Source organism: Herbiconiux moechotypicola (assembly GCF_024979255.1).
Lineage (GTDB): Bacteria > Actinomycetota > Actinomycetes > Actinomycetales > Microbacteriaceae > Herbiconiux > Herbiconiux moechotypicola.
The window spans coordinates 75329-90647 of the sequence record NZ_JANLCN010000010.1 but is presented as its reverse complement, the minus strand read 5'-3'; the positions used below and the strand labels follow the sequence as shown (position 1 = coordinate 90647).

Genomic DNA, 15319 nt, shown 5'->3' with positions numbered 1-15319 from the left:
GCGAGGGCCGCGCGGGATGATGCGCGCGGCCCTTGCCTCGTGGCGGACTGATGAAGCAGGGGTTCAGATGCAGCCAGAGGAATACACCGTGAATACCTTCGCGTTGCCTCTCCATGCGTCGTACACCTGCGTGACGTAGGGGAACGCGAAGTCGTACGTGTCCTTTACCCTGAAGCAGTTCTGCGAAGTCCTCCAGATTGTATGAGTGCCCATAGCCAGGAAGTAGTCGGTGCCATCGTCCGTAGGGTTGCTGGGGAACTCGGTGTACTCGTTTACCTTGAGAGAGCGAGCGACGTCCATCAGTCGCGCATTCTGCTGGAAGAACGACCACTCGATGACGGCGTTCGTGCCGCTCCTGTCGTAGTAGTGACTGTACAGTTGGGCGTAGACACTCCCGTTGTTCTTGATCGGAATGCCTGAAACCGGGAATGGCGTCTCAGTCGGTGTCTGGGGTGAAGTCTCGGGCTGGTCGCAGCGAGGAACTCCGGGTGTCCAGCCATTCGAGTGTGTCTCGACGAAGGCGTTGGGGAGCCAGGTGCCATTCGAGGTCAGTTCCCAGATGCTCGACGTGGTGACATCGCTGGTGACGGACTGTCCTTCCTGCTCGCACACGACTGTGACGGTCGTGCCGTCGGGCAGTGCAGCGCCCACCTTGGTTGACTCCATTGAAGGCCCGGAACGGGGGTAGATTCCCACGTGAGTCCACGCGACCTTGAACTGGGCATCCGCGAATGCTGCGGTGGAGTGACCGCCGGTCACCAGGGCGACTGTGGCGGCAGCGATTCCCAACGTGATGGCGAAGGGATGGGCTCGGAACTTCATGGGTGCTCCCTTTGTTGACTGCGGATCGGCGTGTGATGTGGCGACAGCAACGCGGTCGCGTTGTTGGGGTGATGGGAGGAGGCGTTGTCTCAATTGGGATGCTAGCTGTAGCTTTTTTCCATGGTCAACGAAGATGAGCGTGGGAATTCCCACACCCTCGATGAGTTCTCCACACCTGTGCGCCAAGCTGACAGCTGGCGGATCTTTCGGCATGAACTGGTGACGTTCATGGATGTCAGAAAGATGTCTGCTTCCGAGCTCGCAAATCTGCTGCCCACCTTTGTTTCTGCGGCAACCGTCCGCCAATGGAGAAGAACGGACAAGCCGACTCACCCGCAGTTGAGTCTGCTGCCGTTGATTGCGCAGGCGCTCGCGATGAGCGGTGACCCAGATTCGGGGCAGGTGGACCCGTTGTATCTTCCGCAACGAGTTTCCACGCTCAGAGCACGAGTTCTCCAGCTCTCAGAGGACATATCTGCGCTGCACGCATCGACGGGAGTAGGCAGAGTCGTCGATGCCGCGCTCAACTCGAGCGAATGGGCAGTAGCTGTCTGGCCCGCGGTCGACGCGTTCACCGTGAGGAGCGAGGCTGGCTCGCAGCTGTACGCGCTGCACGTTGCGGACCGGCTCGACTTCCGCCGAACCGATGACCTCCCTGCTGATGACTCTGAGGTGTGGGCGCATTTCCGAGAGCCTCTTGAATTCTCCGGAGCCCTTCACACCGGCGCCACGGAGCCACGATGGCCTGCGGCCGATGGTGAGAAAGACCTCACCTCGCATTGGTCCGTCCGACATGTGGGTCGGGAGCACCCGTCCTCGATAGAAATCTCCCATCCACACTTACCTCACGTTGCCGTGACGGCGCTCACGGTATCGTCGTGGGCAGGGGATGTCGCGGCGCACCTCGCCAAGCTCCTCGGGTACGGTCTGACGTCGACTCGTGATCTGGTGCGCACGGTCTATGGCGTACGAAATCTTGATCTTGACGGGGCAGAGATGGACCAGTTCCAGCGGCATCTCCTTGAGCGACCGCGTCACAAGCGAGTGTGGAGTCATTGGTCGACCGGGTCGCAAGCCGCCGCCCTCCTCCTGGGCAATCCTGCTTCGCACATTCATCATGTCTACATTCAGAGCGACGAGTGGGCACTCGAGGCAGAGATCGCTCGGCGCCAGGTTGCGCTGAAAAAACGTGGGCACCAACCGAACGACGAGGTGATCCTCGCGATGAGTGAGCGGCTGTGGCTGTTGCGCGAATCATTGGAAGCGAAGATCAAGTCGGGCGCACGCGAGCTACTCGTCGTGCATGACGGGGCTCTCCGGCACAAGCCAGCGGACGAAACTGCTCGGAGGTCGGCTCGCTTCGAGCAGTCCTTCGAATTCGCGGCACGCTCACTCAAGGTCTGGGCCGACGCAGGTCAGCTCGATCTTGAAGTTCTCAACACCCACTGGTCACGCCCGGGTGACCCGCACAAAGACACTCTCGTGAGATATGTGCGCAACGCTTACCCCGAAACGTTCGGAAGGGACTAGAACTCTTCTTCTTCTTCTTCTTCTTCACTGCGGAAGTTCAAATGCTGCCGCTCCTTCGAATGCTGAACATGGATCGTCCCCCGATCCGCGGGAAAACTTCCACCAAGCCTAGACCACACGCCTAGTCGGTGAGGTCTTCGTAGCCGAGGTTGTCGTGGATGACCTCTTCGTCGTCGTCGAAGATCGCGTCCACGTCAGTCTCGTCGGTGGCGTCGGGGTCGTCGTCCACGTCATCCGTGTCGTCGAGGTCGACGTCTTCGAGCTCGGTGTCGGAGAGCGAGAACTCCTCCGCCTCGTCGGGCTCCTGGATGCGGTCGCTCAGGTCGGACATGCGCTACCCCTCTCGTGTCGTCGCTCGATGCGGCACCTTCCACGCTACGCGCAATTCGGGGAGAGGTGCCAGGTGGTGTCGATACCATGCAGACATGACGCGGCCGGGCAGGGGATCACTGATCCGCCGCACCGCCGCCGGAGCCCTGCGCGGCGTGCGCGAGGGAGGGGCGATCGCCTGGAAGGGCGTGCCCTACGCCGCGCCACCCGTGGGTGAGCGGCGCTTCCGCCGGCCCGTCGCACCCGATCCGTGGCCCGAGCTCCGCGACGCGAGCGGCTTCGGCCCGATGGCGCCGCAGCGGGTGCTGCGCTCGATGGAGGTCGACACCGCGATCGGCATCGCCGAGGACTGCCTCACCCTCAACATCTGGGCACCCGCCGACGTCGCCGACCGCGAGCATCCTCTGCCCGTCATGGTGTGGATCCACGGCGGCGGCTACTTCCAGGGCTCGACGGGCCAGCGCTACTACGACGGCCGGCACCTTGCCGAGAACGGCGACGTGGTGCTGGTGAGCATCAACTACCGGCTCGGGGTGCTCGGCTTCCTCGACTTCTCGGCGTTCTCGCCGGTGGCCGGCGGCTCGGGTCTCGGCCACGGCTTCGACACGAACGTCGGGCTGCGCGACCAGATCTTCGCCCTGGAGTGGGTGCGCGACACCATCGGCGAGTTCGGCGGCGACCCGCACGACGTGACGCTCTTCGGCGAATCGGCGGGCGGCGCCTGCGTGATCGCCCTCATGGCCTCACCGCAGGCCCGGGGGTTGTTCCACCGCGCCATCGCCCAGAGCCCCCCGGTCACCTCGGTCTACGGCCGGGAGCGGGCCGAGGGCGTCGCCCGCCGATTCCTCTCGATCGTCGGCATCGACCCGGCGCACGCCCACCGATTGCGCGACCTCGACCCCTTCGACCTCGTCGACGCGGGGGCGGAGCTCATCCACGAGGTCTCCGCCACGGTGCCGGGCACCCTGGCGCTCGCGCCCGTGCAGGGCGACGACGTGCTGCCCGAGTTCCCGCTCACCGTCTTCCAGCGCGGCGAGGCGGCGCGCATCCCGCTCGTCATCGGCACCAACCACGACGAGTCGTCGTTCTTCAAGCTCATGCGCTCGCCGCTGCTGCCCATCACCCCGGCCTCGGTCGAGCAGATGTTCGCCGAGATCGCGAACGACAACCCGGCCTTCGAGGGGGCCGGGCGCCGCATCACCGAGGCCTACCCCGCCTACCCTCGGCGCCGCACGCCCGCCGAGGTCTCCCGCGACGCGGGCTTCAGGATGCCGTCGGTGTGGCTCGCCGAGGCCCACTCCGCGATCGCACCCACCTGGATGTACCGCTTCGACCACGCCACGCCTCTCCTGCGCGTCACCGGCATCGGCGCCACGCACGCGGCCGAGCTCGCTTACGTGTTCGGCTCGTTCGCGCCCCGCGGCAAGGACATCGTGTTCGCGCTCGGCGGCCGGCCGGAGGCGCTCGCCGTGTCGGCGCGCATGCAGGCGCGCTGGCTCGCCTTCGCGCACGGCGGGGCCCCGGATGCTGAGGGTGCGCCGGTGCACTGGCCGCGCTACGACGCGGAGACCAGGGCGACCCTCCTCATCGGGCGGGAGGACGAGGTGGTCGACGACCCGGACGCCGAGATCCGCGAGGCGTGGGGGCCGGAGGCGCTGGCGTTCCGCTGAACCGCCCAGCGCCGTGGTGCGCCGCTCAGCAGTCGACCACGCTCACGGGCACGTTCACGGCGAGGCCGCCGCGCGCCGTCTCCTTGTACTTCGCGTGCATGTCGAGCCCCGTCTGCCGCATGGTCTCGATCACCTGGTCGAGGCTCACCCGGTGGCTGCCGTCACCGCGCAACGCCATGCGGGCGGCGTTCACGGCCTTGCCCGCTGAGATGGCGTTGCGCTCGATGCAGGGGATCTGCACGAGGCCGCCGATGGGGTCGCAGGTGAGGCCGAGACTGTGCTCCATCGCGATCTCGGCGGCGTTCTCGACCTGCGCCGGGGTGCCGCCGAGCACCTCGGCGAGGCCCGCCGCCGCCATCGAGGCGGCCGACCCCACCTCGCCCTGGCAGCCCACCTCGGCGCCCGAGATGGAGGCCCGCTCCTTGAACAGCGATCCCACGGCGCCGGCCGCGAGCAGGAACCGCACCGTGGTGCCGTCGCGATCGCGCCGGCCCGATGGGGTGTACTCCAGCGCGTAGTGCAGCACGGCCGGGATGATGCCGGCCGCCCCGTTGGTGGGGGCGGTCACCACGCGGCCGCCCGAGGCGTTCTCCTCGTTCACCGCGATGGCCACGAGGTTCACCCAGTCCTCGGCGAACGCCGGATCGCGGCCGGGGTCGTCGGCCTCGAGCTCCCGGTGCCAGCGCTGGGCGCGGCGGGGCACCTCGAGAGCGCCGGGCAGCACCCCCTCACGGCTCATGCCGGCGTGCGCACACTCCTCCATCACGCTCCGGATGTGCAGCAGGCGCGACCGCACGGCCGCGTCGTCGACGTCGCCGCCCCGGGTTTCGAACCGCAACATGGCCGCGCTCACCGAGCCTGCCTCGGCCGCGCGGGCGAGCAGCTCGGAGCCCGACCCGAACCCGGCAGCGGAATCGCCGGGGTGGGCTGGCCGGGCGGTCGCGTCCTCGGCGCCGACGACGAAACCGCCCCCGATCGAGAAGTACTCGCGCTCCAGCACGCGGGTGGGAGTGCGGGCGGTGAAGCGCAGACCGTTCGGATGGCGCGCCAGCACCTCGCGGCGGTGCAGCACGATGTCGTGCGCACGCAGGGGTGCGAAGACGTGGTCGCGCGCTGTGGGGTCTCCGCACCGCGCATCCGTGTCGGCGCCGCTGTAGTCATCCGCGTCTCCCGCCCGCTCCGGGCCCAGCCGCACGCCGCCCTCACGCTCGATGCGCTCGAGCGCGGCCGACTTCTCGGCCACGGTCAGTCGTTCGGGTCGCCACCCGTCGAGCCCGAGCAGCACCGCGGGCAGGGTGCCGTGGCCGTGACCGGTCGCCGCCAGGGAGCCGAAGAGCTCGACCTGGAGCGACGGAGCGTCACCCGTGCCACCCGCACCGTCCGCGCCGGCCCCGTGCATCCCGAGCAGGCCCTCGGCCCGCAGCTCGTCGGCGAAGCGGAGGGCCGCGCGCATGGGCCCGACCGTGTGCGAGCTCGACGGGCCGATGCCGACGCGGAAGAGGTCGAAGGTGCTGACGGTCACGAGGAGCTCCGGATTCCGGCGGCGCGCGGCACCGCCTGCTGAGCTCCCCCTCTGTCATGGGTGCCTGAGAGTTTCGCGCGAGGCGCTTTCCCCGTCGGCGAGCCGCTCGAACGGCTGCTTTCCAGAGTGGCCTGTCGGCGCGGTACGGGTACCTGAGAGGTTGTCGGGGAGGATTGCTCCTTCGGTGCCGGGTCGTGCATCCGGCTCTCCCGCGTCGGCTGTCGGCCGTGGCGTGTTCGGTTGTGCGGCCAGCCTAACCCGCGCGGCCGGGCGGGGGAAGACAGCTGACCGGGCCCACCGGACCCTCGTGGTATGACTTGACCATGGTCGCCGAAACCTTCGTCACGCCGTTCTGGCTCGACCTCGCGGCCACCGGTCTCGGCAGTGTGCAGGGCGCCATGTTCGCGGCGCAGTTCAAAGACCGCAGGCTCGACCTCCTGGGGGTCGGTCTCATCGGCATGGCCGCCGGGTTCGGTGGCGGAATCATCCGCGACCTGCTGCTCAACCAGGTTCCGGCCGCGCTCGAGACCAACTGGTACATCCCGGTCGCGATCGTGGCGGCCCTGCTCGGCATGCTGCTCGAACGGCTCTTCTCACGGCTGAACGTGGCCATCACCATCCTCGACGCGGTGAGCCTCGGGCTGTTCTGCGCCATCGGCACGAGCAAGGCGCTCTCGCTCGGTCTGCCCGTCGTGCCCGCCGTCTTCGTGGGGATCGTGGCGGCGGTCGGGGGCGGCATGCTGCGCGACATCCTGCTGGGGCTGCCGATCGGCGTGATGCACGTGGGGTCGCTCTACGCGGTCGCGGCCGGTGCCGGAGCGGTGTTCCTCGTGGCGGCGATCTCGTCCGGGTCGGACATCACCGTGGCCGGGGTGGGCTGCGTGATCGTGACCACCCTCATCCGGCTGCTCGCGGTGCGGTTCGGGTGGAGCCTGCCCGAGCAGCGCACCATCAGCACCCTGCGCCGGCTGCGCCGCCAGCGCGGCCGGCAGAACGACCTCTGAACGTTTCGCGGGCCGGTTCCGTTGACCCTGGATGAGGCCGGCGCTGCCCCGGATGCGACGCATAGACCGTGCATCGAGTGCTCATAGCGACCTGCCAGAGTGGCTCGTTACCGTCGCAGAACCGACCCCACCACCGTTCGACACGACGACAGGACAGCAGATGAACCTCCGACAGAAGCAGATCACCCTGGCCGCCATGACCGGCCTCTCGATCTCGGTCGCCCTGGCCGGCTGCGCCACCGACACCGCCGGATCGGCCGAGGCCGAGACGGTGCCGACGAGCTCGAGCGGGTCCTCCTCCTCGTCTTCGTCGGACTCCTCGACCACCGACTCCTCGACCACCGACTCGTCCTCGACCGACTCGTCCTCTTCCGACTCCTCGGCGAGCACGTACACCGATGGCACCTACGAGGCCACCGGCAGCTACACCTCCCCCAACGGCCAGGAGGAGATCGACGTCTCGATCACCCTCGAGAGCGACATCATCACCGCCGTGACGGTTACCCCCGAGGCCACCAACCCCAACTCCGTCAACTACCAGACCCAGTTCGCCGACGGGATCGCCGCCGTCGTGGTGGGCGAGGACATCGACGAGATCTCGGTCTCGCGGGTCGCGGGCTCCAGCCTCACCAGCGGCGGCTTCAACGAGGCCGTCGAGGCCATCAAGGCGGAGGCGTCGTGACCGGGGACCGGCGTCGCTCGTGAGCGCACAGGCCGCCGAGCCGGCTCCGGAGCGCTTCGACTTCGAGGCGATCGGAACCCGCTGGCAGATCGAGACCCCGGCGGGTGCCCCCCTCTCGCCGACGGTGCGCGACGAGGTGCTCGCGCGCATCGACCGCTTCGACGAGGCCTACTCGCGGTTCCGCCCCGATTCGCTGGTGGCCCGGCTGGCGGGAGGGGCGGGTACCGTCTCCTTCCCCGACGACGCCCCACCGCTGTTCGAGCTCTACGACCGCCTGGTCGCCGCCACCCACGGCGCCGTCGACCCCCTCGTGGGCGCCGAGCTCGAGCTGCTCGGCTACGACGCCTCCTACTCGCTCGCCCCGGCCTCGGCCGAGCGGCGGGCGGCGGCGGATGCGCGTGGTCGTGCCCACTGGACCGGTGACGTCGTTCGGAAGGGCGGAACCGTCACCACCGAACGGCCCGTCGTGATCGACGTCGGTGCCGCGGGCAAGGGCTACCTCGTCGACCTCGTCACCGAGCTGCTCGCCGGGCACGGCGTCGACGAGGTGGTGGTCGACGGGAGCGGCGACATCCGTCATCGCGGCGCGACGCCCATCCGGATCGGCCTCGAGCATCCGTTGCAGCCCGGCAAGGCGATCGGCGTCGCGACCCTGCAGAACGCCTCGCTCTGCGCCTCGGCGAGCAACCGCCGCGTGTGGGGCGACGGGCTCCACCACATCCTCGACGCGCGCACCGGCAGCCCCGCGCGCGAGGTGATCGCCACCTGGGTGATCGCGGCCGACACCGCCCTCGCCGACGGCCTGGCCACCGCGCTCTTCTTCACCGGCGCGCACGAGCTGGCGAAGACCTTCCACTTCAGCTACGTCCGCATGTACGCCGACGGGCGCGCCGAGCGCTCACGAGACTTCCCCGGAGAACTCTTCACATGAAAGCACGACTCGACACCCTGCTCGGCCGGGTGACCATGTACAACCTCGTGGTGATGGTGCTCGGCGCCCTCATCGTGGTGTCGTTCGTGGCGAGCGCCTTCGGGCAGCTGTTCTACACCCCGCTGCAGCTGCTGCTCACCCTGGTGGTGGCGCTGGTGTCGACCGTCGCCTCGAGCTGGTTGATCGCCCGGCTGTTCCGCACCCGGGCGCAGCTGCAGTCGGCCACCATCACGGCGCAGCTCATCTTCTTCGTCTTCCTGCCGACGGGTGAGCTCACGGGGCTGCTGCTGCTCGCGCTCACCGGGCTCGTGGCCTCGGCGTCGAAGTTCGTGCTCGCCTGGCGCGGGCGGCACCTGTTCAACCCGGTCGCCGCCGCCGCGGTCGTCATGTCGGTCACGGCGCTCCACCCCTCCGGTTGGTGGGTGGCCACGCCCGTGCTGCTGCCGTTCGTGGCGGTGGGCGCCCTGCTGGTGCTCTACCGCACCCGCAAGCTCTCCCTCGGACTCACCTTCATCGTGCTGGCCACCGTCATCAACACGGTGCGCATGGTGCTGCTCGGCACCACCGTGCCCGACGCGCTGTGGCTGGCACTCGGCTCGTTCCCCGTCGTCTTCCTCGCGGGGTTCATGCTGAGCGAGCCGCTCACCCTGCCGCCCCGGCGGTGGCAGCAGCTGGGAGTGGCCGGGCTCGTGGCCGTGCTCTTCTCCATCCCGTTCCAGATCGGGCCCGTCTACTCCTCGCCCGAGATCGCGCTCGTCATCGGCAATGCCGTCGCGTTCGCGTTCGGCCAGCGGCGGGCGGTGCGACTGCGGTTCCTCGGGTCGCGGGAGCTCACGCCCACCTCGGCCGCGTTCGACTTCGCTCCGGCGGCGCCGCTGCGCTTCCGGGCCGGCCAGTACGTCGAGCTGACGCTTCCGCACGCCAAGGCCGACGCACGCGGCACACGGAGGGTGTTCAGCATCGCCTCCGGCCCCTCCTCGGCTTCCGAGCTCGTGAGCGTGGGGCTCAAGCTGCCGCAGCCCGGCAGCTCGTTCAAGCGCGCTCTCCGTGACCTCGAACCCGGATCCACCGTGCGGGCCACCTGGGTGGGCGGCGACTTCCTGCTGCCCGCCGACGCCTCCACGCCGGTGCTGCTCGTGGCGGGGGGAATCGGCATCACACCGTTCGTGTCGCAGCTCGCCGAGCGTGCCGCGGGTGGTGCCCGGCCCGTCGACGTGGTGCTGGTGTACGCGGTGTCCGATCCGGCCGAGCTGGCCTATGCGCCCGAGCTCGCCGCCGCGGGCATCCGGGTGCTCGTCGCTTCGCCCGTTGCGCCGCCGTCGATGCCGACCGGGTGGGAGCACCTGGGCGCCGGCCGCGTCACGGCCGAGCTGCTGCGGTCGTCGGTGGGCGACGTCGCGTCGCGGCACGCCTACGTGTCCGGCCCTCCCGGGTTCGTCGACCATCTCTCCACCGAGCTGCGGCGGGCGGGCGCCCACCGCATCCGCACCGACCAGTTCTCGGGGTACTGATCGGTCAGCGGATGCTGGCGTAGGCGTCGAGCGCGGCCCGGCGCGACTCCTTGAGGTCGACCATCGGCTCCGGGTAGTCGGCGGTGCCGAACTCGGGCACCCAGCGCTTCACATACTCGCCGTGCGGGTCGAACTTCTCGGCCTGCAGCTCGGGGTTGAACACGCGGAAGTAGGGCGCGGCATCCGGCCCCGATCCCGCCACCCACTGCCAGTTGAGGGCGTTGCTGGCCGCGTCGGCGTCGACCAGCGTGTCCCAGAACCAGGCCTCGCCCACGCGCCAGTCGACGCGCAGGTTCTTCACCAGGAACGACGCGACCACCATGCGCACCCGGTTGTGCATGACTCCGGTTCTCCACAGTTCGCGCATTCCGGCGTCGACGAGCGGGATGCCCGTGCGACCCTGCTGCCAGGCCTCGAGATCCGGGGCGCTCGGCTTCACCCACGGGAAGGCGTCGAACTCCTCGCGCATGTTCTCCGTGCCGAGGGAGGGCAGGTGGTACAGCAGATGGTAGGCGAACTCGCGCCACACGATCTGGCGCAGAAAGGCCGACGCCCCGGCGGCGTCGGCGGGCGCGCCGGCCCTGTGGCGGTCGGTGGCGTGCCACACCTCGAAGGGGCTGACGTCGCCGAAGCGCAGGTGCGGCGACAGGCTCGAGGTGCCGTCCTCGGCGGGCAGGTCGTGCTCGTCGGGGTAGGCGCCGATGCCGGCGCGGAGGAATGACGAGAGGCGATGGCGGGCACCTGCCGAGCCGGGCCGCCAGCGGTCGCGGAGGCCCTCTGCCCAGTCGGGTCTCGTGGGGAGGAGTGCCCAGTCGGCGAGGTCGTCGCCGTCGAGGCGGCGGTGGTGGAAGCCGCCGTCGGGTGCCGCCGGCGCGGGCAGCGGTTGCCGCGGTGGCGGCCCGGCGAGCACCGCCTTGTAGAACGGGGTGAAGACCTTGTACCAGCCGCCCTGGCCGGTCTGGATCGTCCACGGCTCGACGAGAACCGAGGCCTGGAAGCTCTGCACCTCGATGCCGTCGGCCCTGAGCCCGCTCTTCAGCTCGGTGTCGATCGCGCGCTCAGCATCGCCGTAGCGGCGGTTCCAGAACGCGGCGTCGGCCGAGGTCTCCGACACGACGGCGGGCACCACCTCGGCCGCCGGGCCGCGGCGGAGCGTGAGCGTCAGGCCCAGCTCCTCGAGCTCGCCCGCGAGCGCCTCGAGGCTGCCGTGCAGCCACCAGCGGGAGGCGCCACCGAGCGGGCGTACACCGGCGCTCTCGTCATCGAGCACGTACAGGCACACGATCGGTGCGTCTCGCTTCGCCGCCGCCGTGAGAGCGGGATTGTCGCGCACGCGCAGGTCGTCGCGAAACCAGACGAGGGTGGTGGAACCGGTCATGCTCCCAGTCAACCCCGTCCGGCGCCGCGCCGCGCCGCCTGGGCCGTGAGTGGCCGCCTACTTGCCCGCGACACCCCGGCGCAGCTTGTCGCAGAGGCGTGCCAGCTCGGCGAGCTCGTCGGGGGAGAGGTGACCGCTCATGTGCGCCGTGATCGACTCCGCGTGCAGCACGGCCGCCTGCCGGTACACCTGCACGCCGTGCTCGGTGAGGCCCACCAGCGTGCCCCGACCGTCGCTCGGGTCGTCGTTCTTCTCCAGGATGCCGCGTCCCACCAGCCGATCGACCAGTCGGCTGATCGAGGGCTGGGTGAGCAGCACCTTCTCGCCGAGGTCGCGGATGCGCAGCACCTTGCGGGGCTGGATGAACAGGTTGAACATGACGTCGTACTCGTTGAGCGACACGATGCCGGTGGGGAACTCCGTGGTCAGCTGGCGCATGACCGTCACCTGGGCGCGGAAGAGCGACTCCCAGGCGGCGACGGGAGAGACATCGGGGGCCATCAACGCTCCTGAACTCGGTGCCGAACAGTTGACACATTCTCGCACGTCTCGTGGGGGTGATCGTCAGCCGTGGTGCACGCGCTCCCCGCCGAGCCAGGTCTCGACCACCTCGAGCGAGGCCAGCGCGTCGCCCTCGAGCGCCGAGGGATCGGCGGCCAGCACCACGAGGTCGGCGAGCTTGCCCACCTCGAGGCTGCCCACCTCGTGCTCCGAGAAGAGCTGCCAGGCTGCATCGATGGTCTGCGCGCGCAGGGCCTGGTCGAAGGTCACGCCCTCGGCGCCCGGCAGCCGGTGCCCGCTGCGCGAGGTGCGGTTCATCGCCACGGCCATGTTGCGCAGTGGTTCGGCAGGCGTCACCGTGCCATCGTTGTGGAACGAGATGCGCAGCCCGGCGTCGACGGCCGCCCGGGCGTTCGCCCACGGCCCACCGTGCTCGGCGCCGAAGAGGTCGTCGACGAGCACGTCGCCCCAGTAGTAGACGTGGTCGACGAGCAGGCTGACCGTCACACCCAGGCGGGCGGCGCGCTCGAACTGGGCGGGCGTCATGGCGCCTACATGCTCCATGCGCAGCCGGTGGTCGGTGCGGGGGTGCCGCCGCAGCATCGCCTCCCAGGTGTCGAGCACCAGGTCGACGGCGCGGTCGCCGTGCACGTGACAGGCCAGCTGCCAGCCCTCGGGAAAGTACTGCCCCACGATCGCGTCGAGCTGCGCGCGGTCGTAGTTGGCCGACCCGCGCGACCCGGGCGGAACCCCGATCGACCGCGTCGCCTCGGTGTCGAGGTAGGGGAACGACAGCAAGATGTTGCCGACCCACGGCGACCCGTCGGCCCAGGTCTTCACCCCCACCTGCCGCACCAGCGCGTCGCCCTCGCCGACGGGAACCGAGGCCGAGGCGCCCGGCGCGGACATCTCGTAGAGCCGCAGCCGTGCGGTGAGCCCTCCGGCGGCGCGCGCGGCATCGACCGCGGGCTGCTTGCGGTGATCCCAGCTCATGTCGGCGACGGTCGTGATGCCCACGCGGTTGAGCGTGGCCAGGTAGGTGCCCAGGAGTTCGGGGAGTGCCCCCGCAGCCTCGCCGAGTGCAGGGCCGAGGATGCGGAACACGGCCCCGGTCTCGTACCCCTTGCCGTCGAGCTCGCCCCGCGCATCCCGCCCCCATCGTGCGCCGGGCGGGTCGGCGGTGGCGGCGGTGACCCCGGCGGCCGCTGCCGCGGCGGTATTGAAGTACGCCACGTGGCCGGAGTTGTGCAGGATGACGATCGGCGTCGCGCCGCCGACCTCGTCGAGCTGCTGGATGGTCGGGTCGACCAGGCCCTTCTGCAGCAGTCCGTCCCACCCGTTGAAGTACGCGCCCGCCGGCCGCTCGGCCACGCCGGCGCGGATCGCCGCCCACACCTCGTCGGCCGTCGCGAGCGTCACCGGGCGGATGTCGACCATGGAGCGGCTGAGCATCACGGTGCTGTCGCTAGGATGCCCGTGCGCCTCCACGAACCCAGGCAGCAGCACCCGCTCGCCGAGCTGCACCACCTCGAGCCCGGCGCCCGTGGCGGTGGCACTCGCCCGCACGTCAGCCTCCAGACCGACGGCGACGATCTGATCCCCTCGCACGAGCAACGCCTCGGCACGCGGCATCGCGGCATCCACGGTGATGACATGCCCGACGAAGAGCGTCTCCTGCACCATGGCGCCACCTTATCCTGTCCCATACTGACAAATCGTCATGTCATGACTATGATGAGCGATCATCATCAAGGAGGTTGGCATGCGTCGAATTGCCGTCGTGCTGGGAATCGTCGGTGCGGTTATCGCGGGCGCAATGGCGGGTCCCGCAACGACTGCGGTCGCGGTCGGGCCTGTCGTGCGTGACGACGCCTACACGTTCCTCGTCGGTCTGGAGGCGCGGGTGCCTTCGCCTGGGATCCTCGCCAATGACGATCCCGTGGATTCGCTGCCGGGACTCCGCATCGTCTCGCCCTTGAAACACGGTTCCATATCGGGAACCGGAACGGTCGGGCGAGGGGGCTTCGTCTATACCCCCGACAACTGGACGAACCCTTTGGATGACTCGTTCACCTACTGTCTGTTCGACGGGGGCGACTGTGTGACGAACGTTGCGACGGTCCGCATCACCTTCGAACGTCCGGTTCCCGCAGATGACGTGTTCAGTACACCGCAAGACACCGCGCTCACTGTTATGCGCCCGGGCCCCGTCGCCAATGACTCCTCGAGTGCTTATGCGTGGGCGGCGTTGACCAAGCCGGCGCACGGCGTCCTCACCTCGCCGCCCGCTGCGGGCGGATTCGTCTACACGCCCGCTGCGGGATTCAGGGGGACTGACAGCTTCGAGTACTGCATGTCAGCCGTGCAGGGGTCGCCAACGGACTGCGTGTCCGAGACGGCCACGGTCTCGATACGGGTGGGTGAGCCGGCGGTCTCGCGAATTGCAGGGACCGATCGGTATGACGGCGCGGCGCGAGTGGCTCAGGCGGAGTTCCCGTCGCCGGCGGTTGGTACGCCGGTGTTTGTCGCATCAGGCGAGAACTTTCCCGATGCACTGGGCGCCGGGCCGGCCGCCGTGAAGCGAGGGGCGGCTCTGCTTCTGACGAGAGCGGGCGAGCTGCCTGCGAGCACCGCGACGGAGATCGCCCGGCTAAAGCCCGGCGTGGTTACCGTCGTGGGTGGTCCTTCCTCGGTGTCCGACGCTGTGCTCGCGTCGATCCGAACCATCGTGCCTTCGGCGACGGTGACCCGTGTCGGTGGAGCGGATCGCTATGCCGTGAGCCGGGCGCTCACCGTATCGGTGTTCGGCACTGCTGATCACTCGTTCGTCGCGACCGGCGCTACGTTCCCCGACGCGCTGTCCGCGGGAGCCGCAGCGGGGGCGGTCGCCCAGCCCGTGACGCTGCTCGATGGTCGTGCGGGGGCGGTTGATCGACCCACGCTCGACGCGTTCCGAGCCATGAACGTCTCGGCCATCACGCTGGTGGGCGGCGAGGCGAGTATCTCGTCAGGGGTACAGAGCTCACTGAGGCCGATCGGCCCTGTCGCGCGTCTGGCCGGGTCTGACCGCTATGGCACCTCGGTGACGATCAATGCGTCTCGCTTCGGGTCTGCAACGACCGCATTCATCGCAACCGGTACGAACTACCCCGACGCGCTGGTCGGCAGTGTCATCGCGGGCGCGTCGAAGTCGCCGCTCTATGTGGTGCCTGGCACCTGTGTGCCGCAGGCGGTCTTGACCGACATCTCCCGCGTGGGCGCGACCAGGATCGTTCTGCTCGGGGGCGAAGCGTCGCTCACGCGCGACGTCGAGAACCTCGTCCCGTGTGCGTGAGCTGCCTGCGCCTTAAATGATTGAGGGCCCGTCGTAGAGGCTAACGACGGGCCCTCTCCCTTGCACCAAGAGTGTCCTGCAATCACATTCCGCGGTAGCTGCCA

Annotated in this window: 13 protein-coding genes and 2 riboswitches; of the genes, 7 read left to right on the top strand and 6 right to left on the bottom strand. The window is 69.2% G+C overall.

What is annotated here, in order from left to right:
• Nucleotides 1–63: 63 nt before the first annotated feature.
• On the bottom strand, nt 64–822 hold the full coding sequence (locus N1031_RS15490; protein WP_259480626.1) for a hypothetical protein: 759 nt from the start codon (nt 820–822) through the stop codon (nt 64–66).
• Between the two features lie 120 nt (nt 823–942).
• Between N1031_RS15490 and N1031_RS15485 the strand changes: the two genes are divergently transcribed.
• Nucleotides 943–2352, top strand: a complete 1410-nt coding sequence (locus N1031_RS15485) for a hypothetical protein (protein ID WP_259480625.1) — start codon at nt 943–945, stop codon at nt 2350–2352.
• 121 nt (nt 2353–2473) lie between these two features.
• Here the strand turns inward: N1031_RS15485 and N1031_RS15480 are convergent, their stop codons facing one another.
• The gene (locus N1031_RS15480) at nt 2474–2683 is read right to left on the bottom strand and encodes a hypothetical protein (RefSeq protein WP_259480624.1); all 210 of its coding nucleotides are present in this window, start codon (nt 2681–2683) and stop codon (nt 2474–2476) included.
• 94 nt (nt 2684–2777) lie between these two features.
• Here N1031_RS15480 and N1031_RS15475 point away from each other — a divergent pair, with 94 nt between their 5' ends.
• Nucleotides 2778–4352, top strand: a complete 1575-nt coding sequence (locus tag N1031_RS15475; protein WP_259480622.1) for a carboxylesterase/lipase family protein — start codon at nt 2778–2780, stop codon at nt 4350–4352.
• 25 nt (nt 4353–4377) lie between these two features.
• Here N1031_RS15475 and N1031_RS15470 read toward each other — a convergent pair whose 3' ends face one another.
• Nucleotides 4378–5874, bottom strand: coding sequence for an L-serine ammonia-lyase (locus N1031_RS15470; RefSeq protein WP_259480621.1), 1497 nt, complete (start codon nt 5872–5874; stop codon nt 4378–4380).
• A gap of 44 nt (nt 5875–5918) precedes the next feature.
• Nucleotides 5919–6004, bottom strand: a riboswitch (glycine riboswitch).
• Nucleotides 6005–6096, bottom strand: a riboswitch (glycine riboswitch). It abuts the riboswitch before it with no gap.
• Nucleotides 6097–6197: 101 nt separating this feature from the next.
• Between N1031_RS15470 and N1031_RS15465 the strand changes: the two genes are divergently transcribed.
• The 4 genes from N1031_RS15465 to N1031_RS15450 all read left to right on the top strand — a co-directional run bounded on the left by N1031_RS15465 (nt 6198) and on the right by N1031_RS15450 (nt 10002).
• The gene (locus N1031_RS15465) at nt 6198–6878 is read left to right on the top strand and encodes a trimeric intracellular cation channel family protein (protein ID WP_259480619.1); all 681 of its coding nucleotides are present in this window, start codon (nt 6198–6200) and stop codon (nt 6876–6878) included.
• 160 nt (nt 6879–7038) lie between these two features.
• Nucleotides 7039–7560, top strand: coding sequence for a hypothetical protein (locus N1031_RS15460; protein ID WP_259480618.1), 522 nt, complete (start codon nt 7039–7041; stop codon nt 7558–7560).
• Nucleotides 7561–7579: 19 nt separating this feature from the next.
• Nucleotides 7580–8491 carry an FAD:protein FMN transferase gene (locus tag N1031_RS15455; protein WP_259480617.1) on the top strand — a complete coding sequence of 304 codons (912 nt, stop codon included), beginning with the start codon at nt 7580–7582 and terminating at the stop codon, nt 8489–8491.
• Nucleotides 8488–10002, top strand: a complete 1515-nt coding sequence (locus tag N1031_RS15450) for an FAD-dependent oxidoreductase (protein WP_259480616.1) — start codon at nt 8488–8490, stop codon at nt 10000–10002. Before N1031_RS15455 ends, N1031_RS15450 begins: the two co-directional genes overlap by 4 nt.
• 4 nt (nt 10003–10006) lie before the next feature.
• Here the strand turns inward: N1031_RS15450 and N1031_RS15445 are convergent, their stop codons facing one another.
• From N1031_RS15445 to N1031_RS15435, 3 genes are all read right to left on the bottom strand, one after another.
• Nucleotides 10007–11380, bottom strand: coding sequence for a cryptochrome/photolyase family protein (locus N1031_RS15445; protein ID WP_259480615.1), 1374 nt, complete (start codon nt 11378–11380; stop codon nt 10007–10009).
• Between the two features lie 57 nt (nt 11381–11437).
• Nucleotides 11438–11881, bottom strand: coding sequence for a MarR family winged helix-turn-helix transcriptional regulator (locus N1031_RS15440; RefSeq protein ID WP_259480614.1), 444 nt, complete (start codon nt 11879–11881; stop codon nt 11438–11440).
• Nucleotides 11882–11944: 63 nt separating this feature from the next.
• Nucleotides 11945–13564, bottom strand: a complete 1620-nt coding sequence (locus N1031_RS15435) for an amidohydrolase (protein WP_259480613.1) — start codon at nt 13562–13564, stop codon at nt 11945–11947.
• A gap of 79 nt (nt 13565–13643) precedes the next feature.
• Between N1031_RS15435 and N1031_RS15430 the strand changes: the two genes are divergently transcribed.
• Nucleotides 13644–15215: a cell wall-binding repeat-containing protein gene (locus tag N1031_RS15430; protein WP_259480612.1), complete on the top strand. Its 1572-nt coding sequence runs from the start codon at nt 13644–13646 to the stop codon at nt 15213–15215.
• Nucleotides 15216–15319 lie beyond the last annotated feature (104 nt).

Coding starts and splice junctions, on each gene's coding strand:
- N1031_RS15490 (WP_259480626.1), bottom strand. CDS start 822: ATGAAGTTCCGAGCCCATCCCTTCGCCATCACGTTGGGAATCGCTGCC.
- N1031_RS15485 (WP_259480625.1), top strand. CDS start 943: ATGGTCAACGAAGATGAGCGTGGGAATTCCCACACCCTCGATGAGTTC.
- N1031_RS15480 (WP_259480624.1), bottom strand. CDS start 2,683: ATGTCCGACCTGAGCGACCGCATCCAGGAGCCCGACGAGGCGGAGGAG.
- N1031_RS15475 (WP_259480622.1), top strand. CDS start 2,778: ATGACGCGGCCGGGCAGGGGATCACTGATCCGCCGCACCGCCGCCGGA.
- N1031_RS15465 (WP_259480619.1), top strand. CDS start 6,198: ATGGTCGCCGAAACCTTCGTCACGCCGTTCTGGCTCGACCTCGCGGCC.
- N1031_RS15460 (WP_259480618.1), top strand. CDS start 7,039: ATGAACCTCCGACAGAAGCAGATCACCCTGGCCGCCATGACCGGCCTC.
- N1031_RS15450 (WP_259480616.1), top strand. CDS start 8,488: ATGAAAGCACGACTCGACACCCTGCTCGGCCGGGTGACCATGTACAAC.
- N1031_RS15445 (WP_259480615.1), bottom strand. CDS start 11,380: ATGACCGGTTCCACCACCCTCGTCTGGTTTCGCGACGACCTGCGCGTG.
- N1031_RS15440 (WP_259480614.1), bottom strand. CDS start 11,881: ATGGCCCCCGATGTCTCTCCCGTCGCCGCCTGGGAGTCGCTCTTCCGC.
- N1031_RS15435 (WP_259480613.1), bottom strand. CDS start 13,564: ATGGTGCAGGAGACGCTCTTCGTCGGGCATGTCATCACCGTGGATGCC.
- N1031_RS15430 (WP_259480612.1), top strand. CDS start 13,644: ATGCGTCGAATTGCCGTCGTGCTGGGAATCGTCGGTGCGGTTATCGCG.